We start from the raw sequence: 23,983 nt of genomic DNA on the forward strand, positions 1-23,983 counted from the left end.
GATGAGCTTCGGGGACTACCAGATCGAGCTCTACCTCGGTGCGCTCGGCGGAGTGCTCCCCGCTCACCCGTTCGACTACGCCGACCTGGAGGCCCGGGCGCTGGCCGCGCTGCCGCCCGAGCTGCGCACCTACGTCGCAGGGGGAGCCGGTGACGAGGCGACCCAGCGCGCCAACGTAGCGGCGTTCGAGCGGTACGCGGTCGTGCCGCGGATGCTCCGCGCGCCGGCCGAGCGAGACCTCTCGGTCGAGCTGTTCGGCCGTACGCTCACCAGCCCGCTGCTGCTCGCACCGGTCGGGGTGGTCGGCATCTGCACGCCCGACCAGCACGGCGACGTCCACGCCGCCGAGGTGGCGGCGGCGACCGGCGTACCGCTCATCGGCTCCACGCTGATGAGCGATCCGCTCGAGCAGGTCGCCGCCGCGGCCGGTGAGGCGGGGAAGTGGTTCCAGCTCTACACCCCGAAGAACCGTGACCTCGCCGCGAGCCTGGTCGGCCGTGCTGAGAAGGCGGGCTACGAGGCGATCGTGGTCACCCTCGACACCTGGGTGCCCGGCTGGCGGCCGCGCGACCTGGCGAGTGGGAACTTCCCGCAGCTGCGCGGCAAGGCGCTGGCCAACTACACCTCGGATCCCGTGTTCCAGCAGATGACCGGCCCGAACCCCGACCCCGGCACCGTCGTGATGACCTGGGTCGGCACCTTCGGGCACCCCGTCACCTGGGACGACCTGCCTTGGCTGCGGTCGCTGACCGACCTGCCGATCGTGCTGAAGGGGATCTGCCACCCCGACGACGCGCGCCGGGCGCTCGACGAGGGCGCCGACGGCATCTACTGCTCCAACCACGGCGGCCGGCAGGCCAACGGCGGGGGAGCGGCGCTCGACTGGCTGCCCGACGTCGTCACCGCGGTCGACGGCCGGGCGCCGGTGGTCTTCGACTCCGGGGTCCGCACCGGCGCCGACGTCGTCAAGGCGCTCGCCCTCGGTGCCGACGCGGTCGCGATCGGCCGGCCCTACGTCTACGCCCTCGCCCTCGGCGGCGTACCCGGCGCGGTCCACCAGATCCGTGCCCTGCAGGCCGAGGCCGACCTGATCATGGCCGTCGACGGCTATCCCACCCTGGCCGACCTCGGCCCCGAGGCCCTGCGGAGGCTCTCATGACGTTCGGCGCCCGCCTGCACGCCGCGATGGCGGACCGCGGTCCCTTCTGCGTCGGCATCGACCCCCACGCGAGTCTGCTCCAGGCCTGGGGGTACGACGACGACGTCGCCGGGCTCGAGCGGTTCGCCCTGGGCGCGGTGGCGGCGGTCGCGCCGTACTGCAGCATCGTCAAGCCGCAGTCCGCCTTCTACGAGCGCTTCGGCAGCCGCGGCGTCGCCGTGCTGGAGCGGGTGATCGCCGAGTCCCGCGCCGCCGGCGCGCTGGTGCTGCTCGACATCAAGCGCGGCGACATCGGCTCCACCTCCCAGGCCTACGCCGACGCGTACCTCGACCCTGCCTCGCCCCTCGCCTCCGACGCGGTCACGGTCAGCCCGTTCCTCGGCTTCGGCTCGCTGCAGCCCTTCGTCGACACCGCCGTGAAGTTCGACGCCGGCCTGTTCGTGCTGGCCGCCACGTCCAACAAGGAGGGCCCCGAGGTCCAGGAGGCCGTCACCGGCGGCCGCAGTGTGTCGGGCACCATGCTCGAGCACCTGCGCCGCCTCAACGCCGACGCGACCCCGCTCGGCTCCTTCGGTGCCGTCGTCGGCGCCACCCTCGAGGACGACCGCGGCCTCGACCTGGCGTTCAACGGCCCGATCCTCGCCCCCGGGTACGGCGAGCAGGGCGGCACCACCGCCGACGTCCGCCGGATCTTCGGGGCGAGTGCCGGCAACGTGCTGGCCAGCTCCTCGCGCGGCGTGCTGCGGCTCGGCCCCGACGTCGCGGCGATGCGCGACGTCGTGCTGCGCACCAACGACGAGCTGCGCGCCCTGCGGGGCTGAGCGTGCGCCGTACCCTGCTCGTCGCGGCGGCCGTCCTGGCCGCGGTCGTGGTCTTCCTGCTGGTCCGCGGCAGGGGCGAGGACGACGCGTTCGCGGCGTACTGCTCCGCGGTCGCCGACCACCGCGAGGAGGTCGGCGCCGCGCTCGGTGCAGGTCCGACCACCGGCCTGCTGCGCGCGCTGCCCAGCTTCGAGGCGCTGGCGGACATGTCGCCCGACGACATCGCGGGGGACTGGAGGCTCGTCGTCGAGCGGATCACCGCGTTGAAGAAGGCGCTCGACGCCGCCGAGGTCGACCCGGCGACGTACAGCTTCGACCAGCCGCCCGACGGCCTGCCCGCCGCCGACAAGTCGGCGATCGACGCCGCCGCGGCAGCGCTGGGCGCGGCGGACACCGCCACCGCGCTGGCGCATGTCGAGCAGCAGGCGCGCGATGTCTGCAAGACGCCGCTGAGCATGTAGGAGAGCAGGCCGCCCCGCATTGCCCGTCACGTCCGGCAATGGCTAGATTGACGCTGCTGCCCCCGTTGACCGAAGGACATCTCTCTCGTGGCCCTGCCCCCGCTCACCCCCGAACAGCGCCAGGCTGCCCTCGAGAAGGCCGCCGCCGCCCGCCGGGAGCGGGCCGAGGTCAAGAACCGGCTCAAGAACTCCGGCGCCTCCATCCAGGACGTGCTTCAGCAGGGCCAGGTCAACGAGGTCATCGGCAAGATGAAGGTGCTCGACCTGCTGCAGTCGGTGCCCGGCCTCGGCAAGGTGCGCGCCCGCCAGGTCATGGAGCGGCTCGGGATCGCGGAGTCGCGCCGCGTGCGCGGGCTCGGGGCCAAGCAGGTCGCCGCGCTCGAGCGCGAGTTCGCCCCCGAGGCATGAGGACCCTGTGACGGCGAAGCTCTTCGTGCTCGCCGGACCCACCGCGGTCGGCAAGGGCACCGTCGCTGCTGCGATGCGCGAGCAGCACCCCGAGATCTACCTGTCCGTCTCGGCCACCACACGTCGGCCGCGGCCGGGCGAGGTCGACGGCGTCCACTACCACTTCGTGTCCGCCGAGGAGTTCGACCGCCTGGTCGCCGAGGGCCAGATGCTGGAGTGGGCCGTCGTCCACGGCGTCAACCGGTACGGCACCCCGCGCGGTCCCGTCGACGAGGCCCTGGCGGCCGGCCGGCCCGCGCTGCTCGAGATCGACCTCCAGGGCGCCCGCCAGGTGCGGGAGTCCGCGCCGGACGCCGTGTTCGTCTTCCTCAAGCCCCCGTCGTGGGACGAGCTGGTCCGCCGGCTGGTCGGTCGCGGCACCGAGGACGAGGAGGAGCGGGAGCGCCGGCTGGCGACCGCGCGCGAGGAGCTCGCCGCCGAGGAGGAGTTCGACGTGACGATCGTCAACCGCGAAGTTCATGCTGCCGTCGAGGAGTTGGTATGCTTAATGGTTGATTCCGCCCACAACCAGTGAGGACCTACGTGTCTGCACCGAACATCGCCGCCGAGGGTGTCACCAACCCCCCGATCGACGACCTGCTGTCCAAGACCGACAGCAAGTACAAGCTGGTCCTCTACAGCGCCAAGCGCGCCCGGCAGATCAACGCCTACTACTCCCAGCTGGGCGAGGGCCTGCTCGAGTACGTCGGTCCGCTCGTGGAGACCCACGTGCAGGAGAAGCCCCTCTCGATCGCGCTGCGCGAGATCAACGAGGACCTGCTGACCTGCGAGGACATCGACCCGGCCGAGCTCGCTGCCGAGCAGGCCGCCGCGGCCGAGGCCCCGTCCGCCGCCGCCGAGTGATCTGACGATCGCCATGTCCCGGCCCAGCGCGGTCCCTGAGGAGGTCGCGCAGCGACCGTCTCGAAGGGTGGTGCTCGGCGTCGCGGGTGGCATCGCCGCCTACAAGGCGTGCGAGCTGCTGCGACGGCTCACCGAGTCCGGCCACGACGTGAGCGTCGTACCGACCGCGGCGGCACTGGAGTTCGTCGGCGCGCCCACCTGGGCCGCGCTGTCGGGCAAGCCGGTGTCCGCCGAGGTCTGGGACGGCGTCCACGACGTGCCCCACGTCCGGCTGGGGCAGACGGCCGACCTGGTCGTCGTCGCGCCGGCGACGGCCGACCTGCTGGCCAAGGCCGCCCACGGGCTGGCCGACGACCTGCTCACCAACACCCTGCTCACCGCGCGCTGCCCGGTGGTGCTCGCCCCGGCGATGCACACCGAGATGTGGGAGCACCCGGCCACCGCCGCCAACGTCGCCACGCTGCGCTCACGCGGCGTGATCGTCATCGAGCCCGCCGAGGGCCGGCTCACCGGCGCCGACACCGGCAAGGGCCGGCTGCCCGAGCCGGCCGAGATCTTCGAGATCGCCCGCGACGTGCTGGCCCGCTCCGTGGATGCCGGCGCCCTCGACCTGGCCGGACGCCACGTCGTCGTCTCCGCCGGCGGCACCCGCGAGCGGCTCGACCCGGTCCGCTTCCTCGGCAACCGCTCCTCGGGTCGCCAGGGCTACGCCCTCGCCCGCGCCGCCGTCGCCCGCGGCGCCGAGGTCACCCTCGTCGCCGCCAACGTCGACCTGCCCGACCCGGCCGGCGTCAAGGTGGTGCGCGTCGAGTCGACCGCCGAGTTGCGCGACGCCGTGGTCGGCGCGACGGCCGGCGCCGACGCCGTCGTGATGGCCGCCGCGCCCGCCGACTTCCGCCCGACCGAGCTGTCGGACGTGAAGATCAAGAAGGCCGACGACGGATCGGCTCCGTCGATCACGCTGCAGCAGAATCCCGACATCCTCAAGGAGATCTCGACGCACCGGGCCCGACCGGAGGCCGTGATCGTCGGGTTCGCCGCCGAGACCGGCGACGCCACCGGCAGCGTGCTCGACCTGGCCCGAGCCAAGCTGGCCCGCAAGGGCTGTGACCTGCTCGTCGTCAACGACGTGAGCGGGGGAGCGGTCTTCGGGAGCATCGACAACGAAGCGGTGATCCTCGGTGCCGACGGGTCCGCGGTCGACGTACCGCACGGCTCGAAGGCAGCCCTCGCCCACCTGATCTGGGACCAGGTCGTCTCACGACTCTCCTGAGACTGCCCGGCATCACCTCGACCGGCCCGTATCGTTGGACCACCGCCCACCCCGCCCCCCAGCCAGGAGTTCTCCCCACCATGACCGGACGTCTGTTCACGTCGGAGTCGGTGACCGAGGGTCACCCGGACAAGATCGCCGACCAGATCAGCGACACCGTGCTCGACTACCTGATCGAGCACGACCCCAAGAGCCGGGTCGCCGTCGAGACGCTGCTCACCACCGGCCTGGTCGTCGTGGCCGGCGAGGTGACCACCGAGGCGTACGCCCCGGTCGCCCAGCTGGTGCGTGAGAAGATCCTCGAGATCGGCTACGACTCGTCGGACAAGGGCTTCGACGGCAACTCCTGCGGCGTGCAGGTCGCGATCGGCGCGCAGTCGCCCGACATCGCGCAGGGTGTCGACACCGCCGAGGACGTGCGCCTCGGCGGCTCGTCCGACGAGCTCGACAAGCAGGGCGCGGGCGACCAGGGCCTGATGTTCGGCTACGCCTGCGACGACACCCCCGAGCTGTTCCCGCTGCCGATCAAGATCGCGCAGACCCTCGCGGAGAAGCTCACCGAGGTCCGCAAGGACGGCACGCTGGCCTACCTCCGGCCCGACGGCAAGACCCAGGTCACCATCGAGTACGACGAGGACGACCGCGCGGTCCGCGTCGACACCGTCGTGCTGTCCACGCAGCACGCCGAGGACGTCACCCAGGAGCAGCTCAAGGCCGACATCACGGCGCACGTCATCGAGCCGGTCCTCGAGCAGTTCAAGACCAGCGTCCCGTTCGACGGCTACAAGCTGCACATCAACCCGACCGGCAAGTTCGTCGTCGGCGGCCCGATGGGCGACGCCGGCCTGACCGGCCGCAAGATCATCGTCGACACCTACGGCGGCATGGCCCGCCACGGTGGCGGCGCGTTCTCCGGCAAGGATCCGTCCAAGGTCGACCGCTCCGCCGCCTACGCCATGCGCTGGGTCGCCAAGAACATCGTCGCCGCAGGCCTGGCGCGTCGTGCCGAGGTCCAGGTCGCCTACGCCATCGGCGTCGCCAAGCCGGTCGGCGTCTTCGTGGAGACCTTCGGCACCGGCGTCGTCGCGGACGAGAAGATCCAGGAGGCCGTGCTCGAGGTCTTCGACCTGCGCCCCGCCGCCATCCTGCGCGACCTCGATCTGCGCCGGCCGATCTACGCCAAGACGGCCGCCTACGGCCACTTCGGTCGTGAGCTGCCCGAGTTCACCTGGGAGCGCACCGACCGCGCCGACGCCCTCAAGGCCGCCGCGGGCATCTGATTTCACCGACCCGGCTCAAACTGGCCCGGGAATTGCGCCGACCCGGCGCGAAAGTGACACTTTCGCGCCGGGTCGGCCTGGTTTGAGGAGCCTGTTTGCGGCGGGTCGGCGATGGGTCGGATGTCGCTGGTAGAACTGCCGCCATGACCCCCACTCCCGACGAGCCGGCGCTGGAGCTGCCCGGTCTCGTCCGGGACCGGGTCGCCGAGGGGCGGGCCAAGGCGGCGGCGACCAGGGCGCGGCGGGTGGCCGAGGCCGAGATCGCCGAGGTGGACCCGGTGGCGCGGGTGGTGCTCGACCTGCCGCTGGCCCATCTCGACCGCACCTTCGACTACGCCGTGCCCGCCGCGATGACCGACGGCGCGGTGGCCGGCACCCGGGTCAAGGTCCGCTTCGGCGGCCAGGACGTCGACGGGTTCGTCCTCGCCCGGGCGGCGGCGTCCGACCACGACGGCCGGCTGGCGCCGCTGCGGCGACTCGTCAGCGCCGAGCCGGTGCTCAGCCCCGCGGTGGCGGCGCTGTGCGAGCGGGTGGCCGAGAGGTACGCCGGGGTGAGCGCCGACGTACGCCGCCTGGGGGTCCCGCCGCGGCATGCCACGACCGAGAGGGAGCAGACGCCGCCGGAGCCGCCCCTGGCCTACGACGGCGCCGCGGCCGAGCGTGCCTGGGCCGCCTACCCGGCGGCGGCGTCGTTCCTGGCCCACCTGCGTGAGGGTCACCCACCCCGCGCGGTGTGGTCGGCCGGACCCGGCGAGGACTGGCCCGACCTCCTGGCCCACCTGGCCGGTGCGGGGCTCGCCGCGGGCCGGGGGAGCGTGGTGTGCCTGCCCGACCACCGCGACGTCGCCCGCCTCGACGCCGCGCTCACCGCGCTGCTCGGCGAGGGGCACCACGTCGCGCTGCACGCCGACCCCGGCCCGGCCGCCCGCTACCGGGAGTTCCTCGCGGTGGCCCGGGGCGAGCGACGGATCGTGGTCGGCACCCGCTCCGCGGCGTTCGCCCCGGTGCGCGACCTCGGCCTGGTCGTGGTGTGGGACGACGGCGACGACCTGCACGCCGAGCCGCGGGCGCCGTACCCCCACGTGCGGGAGGTGCTGCTGCTGCGTGCCGAGCAGGAGCGCACCGCCGCGCTGGTCGGCGGCTTCGCCCGCACCGTCGAGGCGCAGCACCTGCTGCGCACCGGCTGGGCGCGGGAGATCGCGCTGCCGCGCGCCACGGTCCGGGAGCGAGCCCTGATCGGCGTGAGCGGGGCCAGCGACATCGCGCTCGACCGCGACCCGACCGCGGGTGCGGCCCGGGTGCCGAAGGAGGCCCACGACGCGCTGCGCTGGGGGCTGGAGCGGGGGCCGGTGCTGGTGCAGACGCCGCGGGCGGGCTACGCCCTCCGGCTGGCCTGCGAGCGCTGTCGTACGCCGGCCCGCTGTCAGGCCTGCGCCGGACCGCTCGAGCTCACCGGCCCGACCACGCCACCACGGTGCCGCTGGTGCGCGACCGAGGCGCCGGCGTGGTCCTGCCCGGAGTGCGGCGCCACCGGCCTGCGGGCGCCGGTCGTCGGCGACGCCCGCACCGCCGACGAGCTCGGCCGCAGCTTCCCCAAGGTGGCGGTCGTGTCGTCCTCGGGCGACAAGATCCGCTCGCAGGTCGGTCCGGAGCCGCGGATCGTGGTCGCCACGCCCGGGGCGGAGCCGGTCGCGGAGGGCGGGTACGCCGTCGTCGTGCTGCTCGACACCTGGTGGGCGCTGGGCCGCGACACTCTGCGCGCACCCGAGGAGGCGCTGCGTCGGTGGTGCAATGCGGTCGGCCTGGTCGGCCGCGGCGGTCGGGCGCTCGCGGTGGGGGACCCGGGGGTCCCCGCGCTGCAGGCGCTGGTGCGCTGGGACGCGGCCGGGTTCGCCGCCCGTGAGGCGGAGGAGCGGCGCGAGGCCCGGCTGCCCCCCGCCGCCCGGATCGCCACGGTCACCGGACCACCGGGTGCTCTCGACGACCTGCGGGCGCTGCTCGACCTGCCTGCGGCGACCGAGGTGCTCGGACCGGTCCCGACCCGCGACCCGGAGACGGAGCGACTGGTGCTGCGCGTGCCGCGCGCCGACGGGGTCGCGCTGGCTCGGGCGCTGGGGGAGGCGCAGCGGCTGCGCTCGGCGCGCAAGCTGGAGCCGGTGCGGATCCAGGTGGACCCCTGGGAACTCTGAGCCCGCGATGGGCAGCCACTAGGCTGACGCGGTGGCGATCCGACCCATCCGACTCTTCGGCGACCCCGTCCTGCGCAAGCCCGCGATCGAGGTCGTCCACTTCGACGCCGAGCTGCGCCAGCTGGTCACCGACCTGACCGACACCATGCTCGACGCGCCCGGCGCCGGCCTGGCCGCGCCCCAGATCGGTGTGGGCCTGCGGGTGTTCACCTGGTACGTCGACGGCGAGGTCGGGCACCTCGTCAACCCGAGCCTGCGGTTGTCGGACGAGACCCAGGACGGCCCCGAGGGCTGCCTGTCGCTGCCCGAGCTGACCTACGACTGCCTGCGCGCGCTGTCCGTGGTCGCGAGCGGCTTCGACATGCAGGGCGAGCCGGTGACGATCGAGGGCTCCGACCTGCTCGCGCGGGCGATCCAGCACGAGACCGATCACCTCGACGGGATCCTGTTCATCGACCGGCTCGACGACGCGGGCCGCAAGGCCGCGATGAGGGAGATCCGCGAGTCGGAGTGGTTCGGCCTGGACAAGCCGACGATCAGGGTCTCCCCGCATGCGACGGGAGGCTTCGGTCGATGAGGGTGGTCTTCGCCGGCACCCCCGAGGTCGCCGTCCCTGCGCTCGACGCGGTCGCCGCGTCCGGCCACGAGCTGGTCGGCGTCGTCACCCGTCCCGACGCGCCTGCCGGCCGCGGCCGCAAGCTGACGCCGAGCCCGGTGGCGCAGCGAGCCGAGGAGCTCGGCGTACCCGTGCTCAAGCCGGCGCATCCGCGCGACCCCGAGTTCCAAGACGCGCTGAAGGCGCTGGAGCCGGACTGCTGCCCCGTGGTGGCGTACGGCGCCCTCATCCCGCGCAGTGCCCTCGACATCCCGGTCCACGGCTGGGTCAACCTGCACTTCTCGGTGCTGCCGGCCTGGCGCGGCGCGGCGCCGGTGCAGCACTCGATCTGGGGTGGCGACGAGTACACCGGCGCCACCACCTTCCGCATCGTCGAGGCGCTCGACGCCGGCCCGACCTTCGGTGTGATGACCGAGCGGATCCGGCCCACCGACACCGCCGGCGACCTGCTCGGCCGACTGGCCGAGGGCGGCGCGAGCCTGCTGGTCGCCACCCTCGACGGCATCGCCGACGGCTCCCTCGAGGCCCGTGAGCAGCCGGCCGACGGGATCAGCCTGGCGCCGAAGATCAGCGTCGACGACGCCCGGGTGGACTGGAAGGAGCCGGCGGTCGGCGTCGACCGCAGGATCCGTGCCTGCACCCCCGGCCCCGGCGCCTGGACCATCCTCGACGGCGAGCGGGTCAAGCTCGGCCGGGTCGAGATCGTCACCGGCGGTCCCTCGCTCGCGCCGGGCTCGATCCAGGTGGGCAAGAACGAGGTCCTGGTCGGTACGGCGACCGACCCGGTCCGGCTCACCGAGGTGAAGGCGTTCGGGAAGAGGCAGATGGGAGCGGCCGACTGGGCGCGCGGCGTACGACTGCCGGAGACCGCGGCCTTTGAGTAGGCAGCGGCGCCGGGCGGTCGACCCGGCCCGGCTGGCGGCCTTCGAGGTGCTGAAGGCGGTGCGGGTCGACGACGGCTACACCAACCTGCTGCTCCCCGCGGCCCTCGCCCGGCACGGCCTGACCGGCCGCGACGCCGCCTTCACCACCGAGCTGGCCTCAGGCACGATCCGTCGGCAGGGCACCTACGACGCCGTGCTGGCCGCGTGCATCGACCGGCCGCTGCGCAAGGTCGAGGCGAAGGTGCTCGACGCGCTGCGGCTGGGCGTCCATCAGCTGCTCGCGATGCGGGTCCCGACCCACGCCGCGATCGACACGACGGTGACGCTGGTGCGCGAGCAGGCGAGCCAGGGTGCGGCCGGGTTCAGCAACGCCGTGCTGCGCAAGGTGGCCGCCCGGGACCTGCCGACCTGGCTCGCCGAGATCGCACCGGACGATCTGGCACTCGCCCACAGCCACCCGGCCTGGGTGGTCGACGAGCTGCGCCGCGCGCTCGGCGACCGCGACGACGAGCTGCCCGCGCTGCTGGCCGCCGACAACGACACGCCGAGGGTCACCCTGGTCGCCCGGCCGGGCCTGGCGTCGCGCGAGGAGCTCCCCGGTACGCCGACCCCGTACTCGCCGTACGGCGTCGTGCTGGACGGCGGCGACCCCGCGGGCATCGCGGCGGTGGCCGAGGGTCGCGCCGGGGTTCAGGACGAGGGCTCCCAGCTGGTCGCGCTGGCCCTGGCCGGAGCGCCGGTCGAGGGCCGCGACGAGCGCTGGGTCGACCTGTGCGCGGGGCCGGGCGGCAAGGCGTCGCTCCTCGCGGCGCTGGCCGCCGGGCGGGGAGCGAGCCTGACCGGCGTGGAGCTGCACCACCACCGGGCTCGGCTGGTCGCGCGGGCCGCCGCGTCGAGTGGCGGCCTGGCCGGCGTCGTGCGGGCCGACGCCACCCGCGCGCCGTTCGGCGACGCGAGCGCCGACCGGATCCTGCTCGACGCGCCCTGCACCGGGCTCGGCGCCCTGCGTCGCCGTCCCGAGGCCCGCTGGCGACGTCGCCCCGCCGACGTGACCGAGCTGGCCGGCCTGCAGCGGGCCATGCTGGCCGAGGCGGTCCGGGTGCTGCGGCCCGGTGGCGCGCTGCTGTACGCGACCTGCTCGCCGGTGCTCGCCGAGACCGCCGACGTCGTCACCGCGGCGCTGGCGGCCGACCCGGGGCTGCGGCTCGACGACGTGACCGCCGCGCTGCCCGCCGTACCGGACGCGGAGGGGCCGCTGCCCGGCACGGTCCAGCTCTGGCCGCACCGGCACGGCACCGACGCGATGTTCCTCGCGCTGCTGCGCCGGGATTGATCCCGGAATAGCCGAGAGTGGTTGACGGTTCAACCACCTGTGACATCTGCCAAGAAGATCGGGTTCCTCTCGTTCGGCCACTGGACGCCGAGCCCGCACTCCCAGACCCGGACCGCCGCGGACACCCTGGTGCAGTCCATCGACCTCGCCGTCGCGGCGGAGGAGCTGGGCGCGGACGGCGCGTACTTCCGGGTCCACCACTTCGCCCGCCAGCTCGCGAGCCCGTTCCCGCTGCTCGCGGCCATCGGTGCCCGCACCAGCCGGATCGAGATCGGCACGGGTGTCATCGACATGCGCTACGAGAACCCGATGTACATGGTCGAGGACGCGAGCGCCGCCGATCTCATCTCCGGCGGGCGGCTGCAGCTCGGCATCTCCCGCGGATCACCGGAGCAGGTCGTCGACGGCTGGCGGTACTTCGGCTACGCGCCCGCCGAGGGCGAGACCGAGGCCGACATGGCGCGCCGGCACACCGAGGTGTTCCTGGAGGCGCTGCGCGGTGAGGGCTTCGCCGAGCCGAGCCCGCGCCCGATGTTCGCCAACCCGCCCGGCCTGCTCCGCCTCGAGCCGCACTCCGAGGGCCTGCGTGACCGGATCTGGTGGGGCGCCGCCTCCAACGGCACCGCCCGCTGGGCCGCCGAGCTCGGCATGAACCTGATGAGCTCCACGCTCAAGGAGGACGAGAGCGGCCAGCCGTTCCACGTCCAGCAGGCCGAGCAGATCCGGGTCTTCCGCGAGGCCTGGGCGTCGGCCGGGCGCGCGGGTGAGCCGCGGGTCTCGGTCAGCCGGTCGATCTTCCCGCTCGTCTCCGACGAGGACCGGATGTACTTCGGCGGCCGTCCCGACGACGACCAGGTCGGCCAGATCGACAACATGCGCGCGATCTTCGGTCGCTCGTACGCCGCCGAGCCGGACCAGCTGATCGAGCAGCTGCGCGGCGACGAGGCCATCGCCGAGGCGGACACGCTGCTTCTCACCGTCCCCAACCAGCTCGGCGTCGACTACAACGCACACGTGCTCGAGTCGATCCTCACCCACGTCGCGCCGGAGCTGGGCTGGCGCTGACCTGCGCCAGGTGCTCACTCGACCCAGACCAGTCCCTTGCCGAGCTCCTGGACCTCGGCGTCGGCGGTGCCCCGGCCGCCCTGGACGCTGATGAAGATCCCGTCGTGGACCTCGGTCACGTAGACGCCCGGCTCGGCGCCCTTGTCGGGGGACGAGAGCCACTCGTCGCGCTCGGCTGCGTCGCGGATCACCAGGCTGGCCACGCCGCCGTCGTCGGCGGCGCAGGCGGCCTTGTCGTCGATCAGGAACCACTCACAGGTCCAGCCGGACGGCACGGTGACCGGCGCCTCGTCGAGCCGGCCGAGCATGCCGAGGGCGTCCGCGTCGGCCATGGAGACGGCGACGGTGATCCCGGGCCAGTCCTCGCTCAGCGTGCCGAAGCCGTCGGACCACCACGCCTCGATCCGGTCGGTGGGCCCGGAGACGACGGCGACGAAACCGCTGCCGGCGCCGGGCAGCGTGCTCGCGCCCAGCTCGTAGAGGCCGTCCTCGTCGGACCGGATGGTCGCGACGAGGCCGTCGCCGAGGTCGAGCACCTGGCCGACCTGCAGCCCGGCGACAGGAGCGGTCGTGGGGGCCGTGGCGACCGAGCGGTCCCGCGCCGCCGTACCGCCGCCCGACAGGACGCCTGCCGCCACCGAGACGCCGGCGACCACGGCCACGCCGGCCACGGCGCCGGAGAAGGCGAGGCGCCGACGCCGGCGCAGCCGCTCCCCGGAGGCCAGGGAGGTCGCCGCGAGGTGCTCGAGGTCGGGGCGCTCGTCGCGCAGCCGCTCGCGCAGCGCCGCGGCGATGAGGGGGTCGAGGGAGTCGAGATCGGTCATGGGTGGGTCCTCTCGGAGATCGGGTCGATCAGGGGGCGCAGCCGCAGCAGGGCGCGGCGGGCGCGGGTGCGCACCGCCGACTCGCTGATCCCGAGGCCGGCGGCGGTGTCGGCGACGCTGTGGTCCTCCCAGTAGCGGAGCACCACGACGGCGCGGTCGAGCGGGGCGAGGCCGGCCAGCGCGGCGAGCAGGTCGACTCGCAGGTCCGGGTCGGGACCGGTCTCCGGCGGGCCCAGGTCGGCGTCGGTGAGGTCGCTCGGCCGCTCGCCGCTGCGGCGCAGCCGCCGGTGCGACAGGAAGGTGTTGAGCAGCGTCGTACGGGCGTACGCCATCGGGCTGTCCGTCGTGCGCACCCGCCGCCAGCGAACGAAGACCTTGGCGTAGGTCGCCTGGGTGAGGTCCTCCGCAAGGTGATGGTCGCCCGTCAGCAGCATCGCCGCATGGTGGAGCTGGGTGCCGGTCTCGCGCACGAACGCGGAGAACTCCTCGGCCTGCCGGTCTGCCTTCACACCCACCTGACGCTCCAGACCCCGGGCCGCGTGACAGGTCAGACCAGCACGTGGCGCGGGTAGCCCCGCGCGTCGAGCCGGTCGAAGTCCACCCGCTCACGATAGGCCCCGTCTAGGTTGGTCGGATGCAGCCCTGGCAGCAGCGGACGACCCGGATCGCGTACGAGAACCCGTGGATCCGGGTCCGCGAGGACGAGGTGGTCCGTCCCGACGGCAGCGAGGGCATCTACGGTGTCGTGGAGGTGCGCAACCCGGCGGTGTTCGTCGTGCCGCTCACCGAGGACGACGAGGTCGTGCTCGTCGAGATCGACCGCTACACGACCGGTGAGCGGGCGTCGCTCGAGCTGCCGGCGGGCGGGTCCGACGGCGAGGATCCGCTCGTGGCCGCGCAGCGCGAGCTGCGCGAGGAGACCGGGCTGGTCGCCGAGCAGTGGCAGGAGATCGGCCGGATGAACGCGCTGATCGGCGTCGCGCATGCGCCGGAGGTGGTCTACCTCGCCCGCGGCCTGCGGCACGTCGGCGACGACGCCATGCTCGAGGACGGCATCCGCGCCGTTCACCGGGTGCCCCTCGCCGACCTGCTCGCCCGGGTCGGCCGCGGCGAGATCGCCGACGGCGAGAGCCTGGCCTGCCTGCTGCTCGCGTTGGTCGCCCTGGGCCGGGTCGGCTGACGGTACCCTCGCGCCATGGCGTCCCCCGCGGTCGAGATCGAGGTCGAGAGCCGCGTGGTCCGGGTGAGCAACCCGGACCGGGTCTACTTCCCCGAGATCGGCGCCACGAAGCTCGACCTCGTCGAGTACTACCTCGCCGTCGGCGAGGGGATCGTCAATGCCCTGTGGGAGCGCCCGTGCATGCTGCACCGGTTCCCGAAGGGCCTCGACGGGGACAAGGTGCATCAGAAGCGGCTCCCTGCCGGCGCGCCCGACTGGGTCGAGACGGTGCAGCTGTTCTTCCCGCGCTGGAAGCGCACCGCCGACGAGCTGTGCGTGACCGAGCTGGCCTCGGTGATCTGGGCGGTGCAGATGTCGACCGTCGAGTTCCACCCGTGGAACAGCCGCCGCGGCGCCACCGAGATGCCCGACGAGTGGCGGATCGACCTCGACCCGGGCCCGGCCTCGACGTACGACGACGTCCGCAGGGTCGCCCACGTGGCCCACGAGGTGCTCGACGAGCTCGGCGCCGTCGGCTATCCCAAGACCAGCGGCAGCAAGGGCCTGCACGTCTACGTGCGGATCAGGCCCGAGCACGACCACAAGGGCGTACGTCGCGCCGCGCTCGCCTTCGCCCGCGAGGTCGAGCGGCGGGCTCCCGAGCTGGTCACCACGACCTGGTGGAAGAAGGACCGCGACCCGGCGGCGGTGTTCGTCGACTACAACCAGAACGCGCGCGACCACACCATCGCGGCGGCGTACTCCGTGCGCGGCCTGCCCGACGCCCGGGTGTCGACCCCGATCCGCTGGGACGAGGTCGACGACGCCGACCCGCGCGAGTTCACCATCCGCACGGTCCCCGCGCGGTTCGCCGAGCTCGGCGACCTGCATCACGACATCGACGACCACGTCTTCGACATCAGCCCGCTGCTGGAGTGGGCCGAGCGCGACGCGACCGGCGACGAGGAGGAGCCCGATGACTGACCTCCACGGCCCGGCGCTCGATGCCGCACCCGGACAGACGACGATGGGCGACGCCGCCACGGTGCTGCCGGGCGTGGTCGCGATCGGTCAGGCGCTGAGCTGACCCGGTCGGTCGGCGCTCAGGCCGCTGTCGGCGGTGTCCTCGGGCTCGGCGTCGCCGTCGCGCCCGTCACCGTCCACGGCTCCCGGGTCGGGCATCGTCTCGCGCTCGACGGCCCGTTTGCGGGCCTCACTGTTCATCATGGGCATCGGGTGCCTCCCCCCAAGAGGTGCTGGTCCTCCCATGATCGACCCATCTCGGCCAGAGGCAAGGGATATCCGCGCGAGCCGCGGGGATCGGGCTCAGGGGCGCCGCCGCCTCGATCAGGCCCGACGTACCGCACGTCCTAGACTGGCCGCCCGTGGGCCACATCCAGATCACTCCGTCGATCCTCAACTCCGACTTCGCCCGACTCGGTGAGGAGGTCGCCCGGATCCCGGGCGCCGACTGGGTGCATGTCGACGTCATGGACAACCACTTCGTCCCGAACCTGACCTTCGGGCCGGCGATGGTCGAGGCGCTGGCCCGGGTGAGCCCGGCGCCGCTCGACGCGCACCTGATGATCGAGGACGCCGACCGCAACGCACCGGCGTACGTCGAGGCCGGCTGTGGCTCGGTCACCTTCCACGTCGAGGCGGCGAAGGCCCCGGTGCGGCTCGCGCGCGAGATCCGGGCGGCCGGCGCGCGGGCGTCGATGGCGCTCAAGCCGGCGACCCCGATCGAGCCCTACGAGGACCTGCTCCCCGAGCTCGACATGGTCCTGATCATGACCGTCGAGCCCGGCTTCGGCGGCCAGCGGTTCCTCGACCTGTGCCTGCCCAAGATCCGCCGTGCCCGCGCGCTGATGGAGCGGCACGGCCTCCAGACCTGGCTGCAGGTCGACGGCGGCGTCTCGCTGGAGACCATCGAGCGCTGCGCGGAGGCGGGCGCCGACGTGTTCGTCGCCGGCTCGGCGGTCTACTCGGCCGAGGACCCCGACGCGATGGTCGCCGCGCTGCGCGCCCAGGCCGAGAGCGCGGCGTCCCAGCGACGCTAGATCTCGGGCGGCGCGCCGACCTCGAGCGCCACGTCGGGCCGGTTGCCCTCGACCCAGGCGAGCACCTGCTGCAGCGCACCCAGCGCCTCCGGTCCGACCACGACGCTCAGCGCCGCGGCCGACGGTGTGATCGCGAAGGCGTGGGCCAGGTCGGCGCTGATCCCCGGGGTGCCGCTCACGGTGACGTCGCCGTCGTGGCGGGCGACGAAGCGCAGCACCGGCAGATGGCGGGCCTCCTCGACGTACGGCGGCACGATCTGCCACCAGCGCACCTCGACCAGGGCGACGTCGGGCCAGGCGAGCAGGGCCGCGACGTCGGCGCCGCGCACGGTGACGCCGACGCCGTCGAGCTGCACGTCGGTCGCATGGCGCAGGCGCGCGCGGCGTCCGGCGAGGCGATAGCCGCCCCAGCCGAGGATCACCAGCCCGGCGAGGGCGAGCATCACCGCATCGAGGCGGTCGAGCGACTCCAGACCCCGGCCGAGGATCGCGACGAGGGGAGCGACGATCAGCACGCCGCCGACGGCGAGTGCGACGAAGGCGATGAGCGGGCGGCCGCCCGCGGGGGCGGGCAGGCGGACTTCCATGCCCCGGACCCTAGCCGTGGGTCCAGACTCAGCTCTCCAGCGCCGCGTCCAGCGTGATCGGAACGGCGCTCAGTGCCTTGCTCACCGGGCAGCCGACCTTGGCCGCGCCCGCGGCGGCGTCGAAGCCCGCGGCGTCGAGCCCCTCGACCTCGGCGCGCACGGTCAGCACGATCCCGGCGATCTGGAAGCCGCCGGCCGGGTCCGGGCCGAGGGTGACGGCGGCGGTGACGTCGAGCGCGATCGGCGTACCGCCGGCCTGGGCGATCTCGTTCGACAGCGACATGGCGTAGCAGGCCGAGTGTGCGGCGCCGATCAGCTCCTCGGGGCTGGTGGTGCCGTCGGCGTCGTCGGCGGCGCGCTTCGGGAAGGAGACGTCGAAGGTGCCGGCGCCCGAGGAGGTCAGCTCGACCTGGCCGGTGCCGTCCTGCAGGCCGCCGTTCCAGGCGGTGCGTCCGGTGCGAGTGGGCATGGAGAACACCTTTCGTCGGGGTTGTCGGTTTCCCAAGGTATGTCGGGAAACCTGCACTTCCCAGCTCGAATTTGGACTGGGAAGCGTCGGGCTGGCTGCATCCCTTGAGAAACCGACGCCCGGCGCTACCCCACTGACAGCACGCAGTCCGCGAGCACCGGCGACCCGTCCCGCTCGCCGCCCGCGATGCTCGCCGAGCCGATGATCGAGGAGCCCTCCCGCCAGCCCGCGACCCGGATCGTCTCGCCCGGGAACACGACGCCGGCGAACCGCCCGGTGAAGCCGCCGACCTGGGTGGCGTCGCCGCCGAGCAGGCCGTCGGTGAGCTCGCGCAGCACGATGCCGTAGGAGCACAGTCCGTGCAGGATCGGGGCGGGGAAGCCGGCGCCCTTCGCGAAGCCGGGGTCGGCGTGCAGGGGGTTGCGGTCGCCGCACAGGCGGTAGAGCAGGGCCTGGTGCGGAGTCACGGCGTACGACGACACGTGGTCCGCGTCCCGGTCGGGCACCATGACCGGGGCAGCAGCGCCCCGGTCGCCGCCCCAGCCTCCCTCGCCTCGCACGTAGATCGACGAGCGCACCCGCCACAGCTCCTCGCCGGAGCCGTCCGCGCCGGCGGTGGCGACGCCCTCCTGCCAGATCACCGCGGCCTTGCCCTTGTCCCAGACATCGGTGATCGAGGTCCGCACGGTCGCGGTGCCGGACGTGGGCAGTGGCCCGGACACGGAGATGGACTGCGAGCCGTGGACCACCTGGGCCAGGTTGATGTCGCACCCGGGCAGGTCGAGCGGCGGCGGGTCGGTCTCGTGGAAGGTCGGGGCGACGACGCCGAAGGAGGGCAGCACCTGCAGTGCCGCGTCGTCGAGGGTGTAGCGCAGCGCGGCGGGGGACAGGTTGTCCCCGGGCCGCGAGCCCGCGCCGATGCCGAGGTGGTAGAGCAGGACGTCGGACTCGGTCCACGAGAAGGTGCGGGCGCCGAGGTCGGCGCCGATCGCGATGGACGGGTCAATCGGCATGGGCGATGTCCTCTGCGGCGAGATATCCGAACACGATGGCTGGCCCGATCGTGCCACCCGGGCCGGGATAGGTGTTGCCCATGACGGCCGACGAGACGTTGCCGGCGGCGTACAGGCCGGGGATCACCGAGCCGTCCTCGCGCAGCACCCGCGCCCGCTCGTCGGTGACCAGGCCGCCTTTGGTGCCGAGGTCGCCGGGGACGATCTTCACGGCGTAGAAGGGGCTCCTCTCGATCGGCGCGAGCGAGCAGTTCGGCTTCACGGTCGGGTCGGAGTAGTACTTGTCGTACGCCGACTCGCCGCGGTGGAAGTCCTCGTCGACGCCGGAGCGGGCGAAGCCGTTGAACCGCGCCACCGTCGCGTCGAGCGAGCCCTCGGGCAGGCCGACTCGAGCGGCCAGCGCGGCGAGCGTGTCGGCCCGGACGATCACGCCCTCCTTGTACCAACGCCCCGGGAACGGCTGCCGCCCGGGGACCCCGGCGAAGAGGTAGTGGTTGCGGTAGGTCTGGTCGAAGACCAGGTACGACGGCACGTGGTCGACGCCGGTGGCCTGCCCCCGGTAGATCTCGTGGGTGGCCTCGACGTAGGGGAGGGCCTCGTTCATGTAGCGCGCGCCCGCGGAGTTCACGATGATCGAGCCGGGCAGGTTGCGCTCGGCCAGGCAGAACCATGCGCGGCCGGGGAGCGGGATGGTCGGTCCCCACCAGGCGTCGTCGAGCAGGTCGGTGGCGGCACCGGCCGCCGTACCGGCGAGCAGGCCGGCGCCGGTGTTGGACGCGGCACCGGTCGACCATGCCGACGAGGTCGGCTGGGGGAGGAACTTCTCGCGCAGTTCCTGGCTGTGCTCGAAGCCGCCGGAGCCGAGGATCACGCCGCGCCGCGCCCGGATCTCGCGCCGCTGCCCGGCGGACTCCACGACCACGCCGACCACCCGGTCGTCCTCGACGAGCAGGTCGAGCAGCGCGGTGTCGTACGCGACGGGCACCCCGGCGTCGACCAGGCCCTTGCGCAGGCCGATGGCGATCGCGTTGCCCATCGCGAACATCCGCTTGCCGGTGAGGATCGCCAGCAGCCGCTTGACCATCACCTTGACCATGGTCAGCGGGCCGCGCAGGGTGCGCAGACCGAGGCTGATCTTGCGGAAGTCGGCCTGGGTGACGATCAGGTTGGCCGGCGCCTTGGTGTACGGCGGGTGCAGCCGGTCGAGCTCGTCGCCGAGAAAGCGGGCGTCCATCGGCACGGGTTCGACGCTGCGCCCGCGCGCTCGCCCACCCGGCTGCTCGGGCAGGTAGTCGGCGTACTCGGGGACCCAGGTGAACCGCAGCGGGGTCTGCTCGCGCAGGAAGTCGAGGACCTCGGGACCGCGGTCGAGGTAGGTGTCGCGGCGCGCCTTCGGCACGACGTCGCCGACGATCGAGTCGAGGTAGGTCCTCGCGGCCTCGTGGTCGTCCGGGTCGACCTGGCCGGCCGCCCGGAGCGCGTAGTTGCCGGGGATCCATACGCCGCCGCCCGAGCGGGCGGTGGAGCCGCCGAAGTGTCCGCTCTTCTCGACCAGGACGGTGTCGAGACCCTGGTGGGCAGCGGCGAGCGCGGCCGACATGCCGGCGCCACCGGCGCCGACCACGACGACGTCGTAGGAGTCCTTCATGGCAAAACTGTAACAGGTTCTAGTTCACGGCCGGGGTGGACGGGGTTTCGACTCCTGTCCTACGGGCACCTGCCGAAGAGCATCATTCGTCCACGACTCCGTCTGGGAGAGATACATGAAGAAGCTGAATGCACTCGGGTGCGCCTTCGCGGCGACGCTCGTCGTCGGTACGGCGGCACCGGCCCTGGCGGCGGATCTCGTCGGCACGCCGAAGAAGGACAAGATCGTCGGCACCGCCGACGCCGACCGGATCCTCGGCATGGGTGGCAACGACAAGCTCTGGGGCGGCGAGGGCAACGACCGCATCGAGGGCGGGCCGGGCAAGGACAAGATCCACGGCGGCAACGGCAACGACTACCCGCTGCTCGGCGGCGACGGCAACGACAAGATCTTCGGCGAGGGCGGCAACGACAGCATCGAGGGCGGTCTGGGCAACGACAAGATCAACACCGGCGACGGAGCCGACTCCGCCAGCGGCGGCGCGGGCAACGACAAGATCCGTGCCGGCAACGGCGACCCGACCCAGGTCGACGCCGACCAGGGCGGCTATCGCGGCAGCTACCTCAGCGGCGACGAGGGCAGGGACAAGCTGTGGGGCGGCTTCGGCAACGACGACCTCTACGGTGGCGACGACAACGACAAGCTGAGCGGCTCGGAGGGGCAGGACTACCTCGGCGGCGGCCAGGGCAACGACAAGCTCCTCGCCGGCGGCGGCAACGACAGCCTCTACGGCGACACCGGCGACGACAAGCTCAAGGGCGGCCCGGGCAACGACAACCTCTCCGGCGGTCCGGGCAAGGACAAGATCATCGGCGGTGCCGGTGACGACCGGTTCTGGGAGGAGGCCGGCGAGGGCGACCTGATCAAGGGCGGTGCCGGCAACGACCTGCTCGGCGACCCCGAGGGTGGCTACCTGCACGGCGAGGTCAAGGCCTTCGGTGGCGCCGGCGACGACACCATCGTGATCGCCGACCCGGTCGAGGGGACGGTCGTCAAGCCCGGTCCCGGCAACGACAAGGTGTACGTGAAGAACGCCTACAAGGGGATGCGGATCAGCTGCGGCCCCGGCCTCGACACGATCTACTTCAACGTCAAGGTCAAGAAGGTCAAGACCAAGGGCTGCGAGACCGTCGTCTACGGCAAGGACGCCTTCCACTGGGACGCCGAGGGCGCCCAGGACGTCTGGTGGCGCCACATCGCGCGCTGAGCTCAGGCTGAGCGACACGCGGGGCGTCGGGCCTTCGGGCCCGGCGCCCCGTCCACGCGCCGGGTCGTCCGGGATGGGGCCGCGCGGGCTGGGTAGGTTGACGGGGCGCCGGGCGCTCGTCGTCCCGGCGCGAGCAGATCCTCTCGCTATGTCTTGGGAGTTCACATGAGGAAGATCAATGCGGTGGGATGCGCCCTCGCGGCCACCCTCGCGCTCGGGGCGAGCGCTCCTGCTGTCGCGTCGGACCTCGCCGGCACGCCGAAGGGGGACAAGATCGTCGGCACTCCCGGCGACGACCAGATCCTGGGGCTCGGCGGCAAGGACCGGCTGTGGGGCGGGGACGGCAACGACCGGATCGAGGGCGGTCTCGGCAACGACCGGATCTACGGCGGCAACGGCAATGACTACCTGCTGCTCGGCGGTGGGGGCAACGACCGCATCCACGGCGAGGGTGGTGCCGACGTCATCTACGGCGGCCTCGGCAACGACCGGATCGACACCGGCGACGGCGCCGACGAGGCCCACGGCGGCGAGGGCAACGACCGGATGCGGTCGGGCAACGGCGACCCGACCCGGGTGCTCACCAACTACCTCGGTGTCGTCGTCGGGTACGAGGGCGCTGACCTGTACGGCGACTCCGGCCGCGACCGGCTCGTCGGCGGGACCGGCAACGACTCCCTCTACGGTGGCGCCGACGACGACCGGATCAGGGGCGGCGCCGGGGCCGACTACCTCGTGGGCGGCACGGGGGACGACCGACTGGTCGGCGGCGGCGGCAACGACTCGCTGGTCGACGACGACGACATCGAGGGCACCGGCGGCGGGGACGACCGGCTCAAGGGCGGCGCCGGTGACGACTCGTTCCAGCTCAGCGCGGGTCGCGACCGGGCCGTCGGCGGCGTCGGCAACGACCGCTTCGAGTCGGTGCATGAGGGCGAGGGCGACCTGATGAAGGGTGGCGCCGGCAACGACACCTTCGGCTACTACAGCAAGACGCAGTACGGCGAGTACGTCTCGGTGCTGACCGGCCTGTTCAGGGCGCTCGGCGGCGCCGGCGACGACATCTTCTACGTCGGCGACCTCGCGCCCGGCGCCGTGGTCAGGCCCGGGGCGGGCAATGACACGGTGTACGTCAAGAACCCGGTCAAGGGGATGCGCCTGTCCTGCGGCAAGGGGGCCGACACCGTCTACTTCAACATCAAGGTGAAGAAGGTCCGGACCAAGGGCTGCGAGAACGTGGTCTACGGCAGCGACCCGTTCCACTTCGACCCCGACGGCACGGTCGGCCTGCGCGGCTGACGCCCGCACGAGAATCCTGGGAGAGCAGATGAGGAAGACCAACGTGGTGGGCTGCGCGCTCGTGGCCAGCCTGGCGACCGGGCTCGCCGCGCCTGCCGTGGCGCAGGACTTCGTGGGCACGCCGAAGGGGAACAGGATCGTCGGCACCCCCGCCGCCGATCGGGTCCTGGCGCTGGGCGGCAGGGACCGGGTCTGGGGCGGCGACGGCGACGACCGGATCGAGGGCGGCGCCGGCAGCGACCGCCTGTTCGGCGGGAACGGCGCCGACCAGGTCTCCGGCGGGGCGGGCAACGACCGGCTGTTCGGCGAGGCCGGCGCCGACTACCTCGAGGGCGGGACCGGCAACGACCGGATCGACACCGGCGACGGGCGGGACCAGGCCTGGGGCGGAGCCGGCGATGACCGGATCCGGGCCGGCAACGGCGACCCGACCATCGTCGACGACGACCGTCCGGGCTACCGCGGCGCGGGCTTGGCCGGCGACGCGGGCAGGGACCGGCTGACCGGCGGCGCAGGGAACGACGAGCTGAGCGGCGGCGCCGGCAACGACCGGCTCAAGGGCGGTCTCGGCAACGACGTGGTCGTGGGCGGTGACGATGACGACCGGGCGCTCGGCGGCGTCGGCGACGACGTGGTCGATGGCCAGGCCGGGGACGACAAGGTCAAGGGCGGTCCCGGCAACGACCTGGTCGTCGGCGGTGCGGGGCGCGACCGGATCCTCGGCGGTCCCGGCGACGACAGCCTGCGCAACGGCATCGACTCCGACTTCGACTGGCGCTACTTCAGCTACGGCGACTCCCGACTGGTCGCCGGCGAGGGCGACGTCCTCAAGGGCGGGCCCGGCAACGACGCCTTCGGCGACGACGAGCCGGGCGCCCTGCTGACCGGCCTGTTCAAGGCGCTCGGCGGTGCGGGTGACGACACGATGTGGCTCGGCGACCTCGACACCCGCTCCGTGATCAAGGGCGGGGCCGGCAACGACACGTTCTACGTCAAGGACCCGGCTCGGGGCCTGCGGATCAGCTGCGGCGCCGGCGTCGACACCGTCTACTTCAACGTGAGGGCGAAGAAGGTGCGCACCCGGGGCTGCGAGAGCGTGCAGTACGGCGCCACGCCGTTCTACTACGACCCGGGCGCCGCGCACCCGGTGTGGTGGCGCGCGATCGTCGACTGATCGTCGACTGATCGCGGCCGATCGCCAGCGACTCCCGCCACGGGGCGTCGGACCCGCCGGTCCGGCGCCCCGCTCGCGTCGAGGGCCTCCGCTTGTGCCAAAAGTAGAACCTGTTCTAATCTGGTGGGGCACAGACTGTCGCAGACACAGG

26 protein-coding genes are annotated in these 23,983 nt (G+C 73.1%); 19 read left to right on the forward strand and 7 right to left on the reverse strand.

Annotated elements, in window-relative coordinates; all coding sequences use genetic code 11:
- Window position 1: 1 nt before the first annotated feature.
- From ACUP6Y_RS11015 to ACUP6Y_RS11075, 13 genes are all read left to right on the forward strand, one after another.
- Window positions 2-1,159, forward strand: a complete 1,158-nt coding sequence (locus ACUP6Y_RS11015) for an alpha-hydroxy-acid oxidizing protein (RefSeq protein ID WP_462556259.1) — start codon at window positions 2-4, stop codon at window positions 1,157-1,159.
- Window positions 1,156-1,980 carry an orotidine-5'-phosphate decarboxylase gene (pyrF, locus tag ACUP6Y_RS11020; RefSeq protein ID WP_462556262.1) on the forward strand — a complete coding sequence of 275 codons (825 nt, stop codon included), beginning with the start codon at window positions 1,156-1,158 and terminating at the stop codon, window positions 1,978-1,980. The genes ACUP6Y_RS11015 and pyrF overlap by 4 nt, the downstream gene beginning before the upstream one ends.
- Window positions 1,981-1,982: 2 nt before the next feature.
- Window positions 1,983-2,441: a hypothetical protein gene (locus ACUP6Y_RS11025; RefSeq protein ID WP_462556265.1), complete on the forward strand. Its 459-nt coding sequence runs from the start codon at window positions 1,983-1,985 to the stop codon at window positions 2,439-2,441.
- Window positions 2,442-2,528: 87 nt separating this feature from the next.
- Window positions 2,529-2,849 (forward strand): integration host factor, actinobacterial type, encoded by a 321-nt coding sequence (gene mihF / locus ACUP6Y_RS11030; RefSeq protein WP_141799028.1) that lies wholly within the window; start codon window positions 2,529-2,531, stop codon window positions 2,847-2,849.
- A 7-nt stretch (window positions 2,850-2,856) separates the two neighbouring features.
- The gene (gmk, locus tag ACUP6Y_RS11035) at window positions 2,857-3,423 is read left to right on the forward strand and encodes a guanylate kinase (protein WP_462556268.1); all 567 of its coding nucleotides are present in this window, start codon (window positions 2,857-2,859) and stop codon (window positions 3,421-3,423) included.
- An 8-nt stretch (window positions 3,424-3,431) separates the two neighbouring features.
- Window positions 3,432-3,752: a DNA-directed RNA polymerase subunit omega gene (gene rpoZ, locus ACUP6Y_RS11040; protein ID WP_462556270.1), complete on the forward strand. Its 321-nt coding sequence runs from the start codon at window positions 3,432-3,434 to the stop codon at window positions 3,750-3,752.
- A 13-nt stretch (window positions 3,753-3,765) separates the two neighbouring features.
- Window positions 3,766-5,025, forward strand: coding sequence for a bifunctional phosphopantothenoylcysteine decarboxylase/phosphopantothenate--cysteine ligase CoaBC (gene coaBC / locus ACUP6Y_RS11045; protein WP_462556272.1), 1,260 nt, complete (start codon window positions 3,766-3,768; stop codon window positions 5,023-5,025).
- Window positions 5,026-5,105: 80 nt separating this feature from the next.
- On the forward strand, window positions 5,106-6,305 hold the full coding sequence (gene metK / locus ACUP6Y_RS11050) for a methionine adenosyltransferase (RefSeq protein WP_462556275.1): 1,200 nt from the start codon (window positions 5,106-5,108) through the stop codon (window positions 6,303-6,305).
- A 143-nt stretch (window positions 6,306-6,448) separates the two neighbouring features.
- Complete coding sequence (locus tag ACUP6Y_RS11055; protein WP_462556277.1) at window positions 6,449-8,494, forward strand: primosomal protein N'; 2,046 nt, start codon at window positions 6,449-6,451, stop codon at window positions 8,492-8,494.
- Between the two features lie 31 nt (window positions 8,495-8,525).
- Complete coding sequence (gene def / locus ACUP6Y_RS11060; RefSeq protein WP_462556279.1) at window positions 8,526-9,071, forward strand: peptide deformylase; 546 nt, start codon at window positions 8,526-8,528, stop codon at window positions 9,069-9,071.
- The gene (gene fmt, locus ACUP6Y_RS11065; RefSeq protein WP_462556281.1) at window positions 9,068-9,994 is read left to right on the forward strand and encodes a methionyl-tRNA formyltransferase; all 927 of its coding nucleotides are present in this window, start codon (window positions 9,068-9,070) and stop codon (window positions 9,992-9,994) included. Before def ends, fmt begins: the two co-directional genes overlap by 4 nt.
- Window positions 9,987-11,327 carry an RsmB/NOP family class I SAM-dependent RNA methyltransferase gene (locus ACUP6Y_RS11070; RefSeq protein WP_462556283.1) on the forward strand — a complete coding sequence of 447 codons (1,341 nt, stop codon included), beginning with the start codon at window positions 9,987-9,989 and terminating at the stop codon, window positions 11,325-11,327. Before fmt ends, ACUP6Y_RS11070 begins: the two co-directional genes overlap by 8 nt.
- A 39-nt stretch (window positions 11,328-11,366) precedes the next feature.
- Window positions 11,367-12,392 (forward strand): LLM class flavin-dependent oxidoreductase, encoded by a 1,026-nt coding sequence (locus ACUP6Y_RS11075; protein WP_462556285.1) that lies wholly within the window; start codon window positions 11,367-11,369, stop codon window positions 12,390-12,392.
- A gap of 14 nt (window positions 12,393-12,406) precedes the next feature.
- On the opposite strand, the gene ACUP6Y_RS11080 is transcribed toward ACUP6Y_RS11075, so the two are convergent.
- Together ACUP6Y_RS11080 and ACUP6Y_RS11085 are read right to left on the reverse strand one after the other, a co-directional pair.
- Entirely contained in the window at window positions 12,407-13,216 is an 810-nt protein-coding gene (locus ACUP6Y_RS11080) for a hypothetical protein (RefSeq protein ID WP_462556287.1), read from the reverse strand.
- Window positions 13,213-13,731 carry a SigE family RNA polymerase sigma factor gene (locus ACUP6Y_RS11085; protein ID WP_462556289.1) on the reverse strand — a complete coding sequence of 173 codons (519 nt, stop codon included), beginning with the start codon at window positions 13,729-13,731 and terminating at the stop codon, window positions 13,213-13,215. Before ACUP6Y_RS11085 ends, ACUP6Y_RS11080 begins: the two co-directional genes overlap by 4 nt.
- Before the next feature lie 119 nt (window positions 13,732-13,850).
- Between ACUP6Y_RS11085 and ACUP6Y_RS11090 the strand changes: the two genes are divergently transcribed.
- Complete coding sequence (locus tag ACUP6Y_RS11090) at window positions 13,851-14,396, forward strand: NUDIX domain-containing protein (RefSeq protein WP_462556291.1); 546 nt, start codon at window positions 13,851-13,853, stop codon at window positions 14,394-14,396.
- Window positions 14,397-14,411: 15 nt separating this feature from the next.
- Window positions 14,412-15,359: a non-homologous end-joining DNA ligase gene (gene ligD / locus ACUP6Y_RS11095; RefSeq protein ID WP_462556293.1), complete on the forward strand. Its 948-nt coding sequence runs from the start codon at window positions 14,412-14,414 to the stop codon at window positions 15,357-15,359.
- Between the two features lie 87 nt (window positions 15,360-15,446).
- On the opposite strand, the gene ACUP6Y_RS11100 is transcribed toward ligD, so the two are convergent.
- On the reverse strand, window positions 15,447-15,608 hold the full coding sequence (locus ACUP6Y_RS11100; RefSeq protein WP_462556295.1) for a hypothetical protein: 162 nt from the start codon (window positions 15,606-15,608) through the stop codon (window positions 15,447-15,449).
- A gap of 152 nt (window positions 15,609-15,760) precedes the next feature.
- Here ACUP6Y_RS11100 and rpe point away from each other — a divergent pair, with 152 nt between their 5' ends.
- Window positions 15,761-16,435, forward strand: coding sequence for a ribulose-phosphate 3-epimerase (gene rpe, locus ACUP6Y_RS11105; RefSeq protein WP_462556297.1), 675 nt, complete (start codon window positions 15,761-15,763; stop codon window positions 16,433-16,435).
- Here rpe and ACUP6Y_RS11110 read toward each other — a convergent pair.
- The 4 genes from ACUP6Y_RS11110 to kstD all read right to left on the reverse strand — a co-directional run bounded on the left by ACUP6Y_RS11110 (window position 16,432) and on the right by kstD (window position 20,152).
- Window positions 16,432-17,022: a hypothetical protein gene (locus tag ACUP6Y_RS11110; protein WP_462556299.1), complete on the reverse strand. Its 591-nt coding sequence runs from the start codon at window positions 17,020-17,022 to the stop codon at window positions 16,432-16,434. The two genes, rpe and ACUP6Y_RS11110, sit on opposite strands and share 4 nt — an antisense overlap.
- A gap of 28 nt (window positions 17,023-17,050) precedes the next feature.
- Window positions 17,051-17,491, reverse strand: coding sequence for an OsmC family peroxiredoxin (locus tag ACUP6Y_RS11115; RefSeq protein ID WP_462556301.1), 441 nt, complete (start codon window positions 17,489-17,491; stop codon window positions 17,051-17,053).
- A gap of 125 nt (window positions 17,492-17,616) precedes the next feature.
- Entirely contained in the window at window positions 17,617-18,504 is an 888-nt protein-coding gene (locus ACUP6Y_RS11120; RefSeq protein ID WP_462556303.1) for a MaoC/PaaZ C-terminal domain-containing protein, read from the reverse strand.
- Entirely contained in the window at window positions 18,494-20,152 is a 1,659-nt protein-coding gene (gene kstD / locus ACUP6Y_RS11125; RefSeq protein ID WP_462556305.1) for a 3-oxosteroid 1-dehydrogenase, read from the reverse strand. Before kstD ends, ACUP6Y_RS11120 begins: the two co-directional genes overlap by 11 nt.
- A 115-nt stretch (window positions 20,153-20,267) precedes the next feature.
- Between kstD and ACUP6Y_RS11130 the strand changes: the two genes are divergently transcribed.
- The 3 genes from ACUP6Y_RS11130 to ACUP6Y_RS11140 all read left to right on the forward strand — a co-directional run bounded on the left by ACUP6Y_RS11130 (window position 20,268) and on the right by ACUP6Y_RS11140 (window position 23,832).
- Window positions 20,268-21,359, forward strand: coding sequence for a calcium-binding protein (locus ACUP6Y_RS11130; protein ID WP_462556307.1), 1,092 nt, complete (start codon window positions 20,268-20,270; stop codon window positions 21,357-21,359).
- A 165-nt stretch (window positions 21,360-21,524) separates the two neighbouring features.
- Window positions 21,525-22,658, forward strand: coding sequence for a calcium-binding protein (locus ACUP6Y_RS11135; protein ID WP_462556310.1), 1,134 nt, complete (start codon window positions 21,525-21,527; stop codon window positions 22,656-22,658).
- Window positions 22,659-22,686: 28 nt separating this feature from the next.
- Window positions 22,687-23,832 (forward strand): calcium-binding protein, encoded by a 1,146-nt coding sequence (locus ACUP6Y_RS11140; RefSeq protein WP_462556312.1) that lies wholly within the window; start codon window positions 22,687-22,689, stop codon window positions 23,830-23,832.
- Window positions 23,833-23,983: the final 151 nt, after the last annotated feature.

It is taken from the genome of Nocardioides sp. S5-5, from assembly GCF_054954065.1.

What these genes read in the sequence shown, in the direction of transcription:
- ACUP6Y_RS11015 (WP_462556259.1), top strand. Translation starts at nt 2, where the DNA reads ATGAGCTTCGGGGACTACCAGATCGAGCTCTACCTCGGTGCGCTCGGC.
- pyrF (WP_462556262.1), top strand. Translation starts at nt 1,156, where the DNA reads ATGACGTTCGGCGCCCGCCTGCACGCCGCGATGGCGGACCGCGGTCCC.
- coaBC (WP_462556272.1), top strand. Translation starts at nt 3,766, where the DNA reads ATGTCCCGGCCCAGCGCGGTCCCTGAGGAGGTCGCGCAGCGACCGTCT.
- metK (WP_462556275.1), top strand. Translation starts at nt 5,106, where the DNA reads ATGACCGGACGTCTGTTCACGTCGGAGTCGGTGACCGAGGGTCACCCG.
- ACUP6Y_RS11055 (WP_462556277.1), top strand. Translation starts at nt 6,449, where the DNA reads ATGACCCCCACTCCCGACGAGCCGGCGCTGGAGCTGCCCGGTCTCGTC.
- fmt (WP_462556281.1), top strand. Translation starts at nt 9,068, where the DNA reads ATGAGGGTGGTCTTCGCCGGCACCCCCGAGGTCGCCGTCCCTGCGCTC.
- ACUP6Y_RS11080 (WP_462556287.1), bottom strand. Translation starts at nt 13,216, where the DNA reads ATGACCGATCTCGACTCCCTCGACCCCCTCATCGCCGCGGCGCTGCGC.
- ACUP6Y_RS11090 (WP_462556291.1), top strand. Translation starts at nt 13,851, where the DNA reads ATGCAGCCCTGGCAGCAGCGGACGACCCGGATCGCGTACGAGAACCCG.
- ligD (WP_462556293.1), top strand. Translation starts at nt 14,412, where the DNA reads ATGGCGTCCCCCGCGGTCGAGATCGAGGTCGAGAGCCGCGTGGTCCGG.
- ACUP6Y_RS11100 (WP_462556295.1), bottom strand. Translation starts at nt 15,608, where the DNA reads ATGCCCATGATGAACAGTGAGGCCCGCAAACGGGCCGTCGAGCGCGAG.
- ACUP6Y_RS11110 (WP_462556299.1), bottom strand. Translation starts at nt 17,022, where the DNA reads ATGGAAGTCCGCCTGCCCGCCCCCGCGGGCGGCCGCCCGCTCATCGCC.
- ACUP6Y_RS11115 (WP_462556301.1), bottom strand. Translation starts at nt 17,491, where the DNA reads ATGCCCACTCGCACCGGACGCACCGCCTGGAACGGCGGCCTGCAGGAC.
- ACUP6Y_RS11120 (WP_462556303.1), bottom strand. Translation starts at nt 18,504, where the DNA reads ATGCCGATTGACCCGTCCATCGCGATCGGCGCCGACCTCGGCGCCCGC.
- kstD (WP_462556305.1), bottom strand. Translation starts at nt 20,152, where the DNA reads ATGAAGGACTCCTACGACGTCGTCGTGGTCGGCGCCGGTGGCGCCGGC.
- ACUP6Y_RS11130 (WP_462556307.1), top strand. Translation starts at nt 20,268, where the DNA reads ATGAAGAAGCTGAATGCACTCGGGTGCGCCTTCGCGGCGACGCTCGTC.
- ACUP6Y_RS11135 (WP_462556310.1), top strand. Translation starts at nt 21,525, where the DNA reads ATGAGGAAGATCAATGCGGTGGGATGCGCCCTCGCGGCCACCCTCGCG.
- ACUP6Y_RS11140 (WP_462556312.1), top strand. Translation starts at nt 22,687, where the DNA reads ATGAGGAAGACCAACGTGGTGGGCTGCGCGCTCGTGGCCAGCCTGGCG.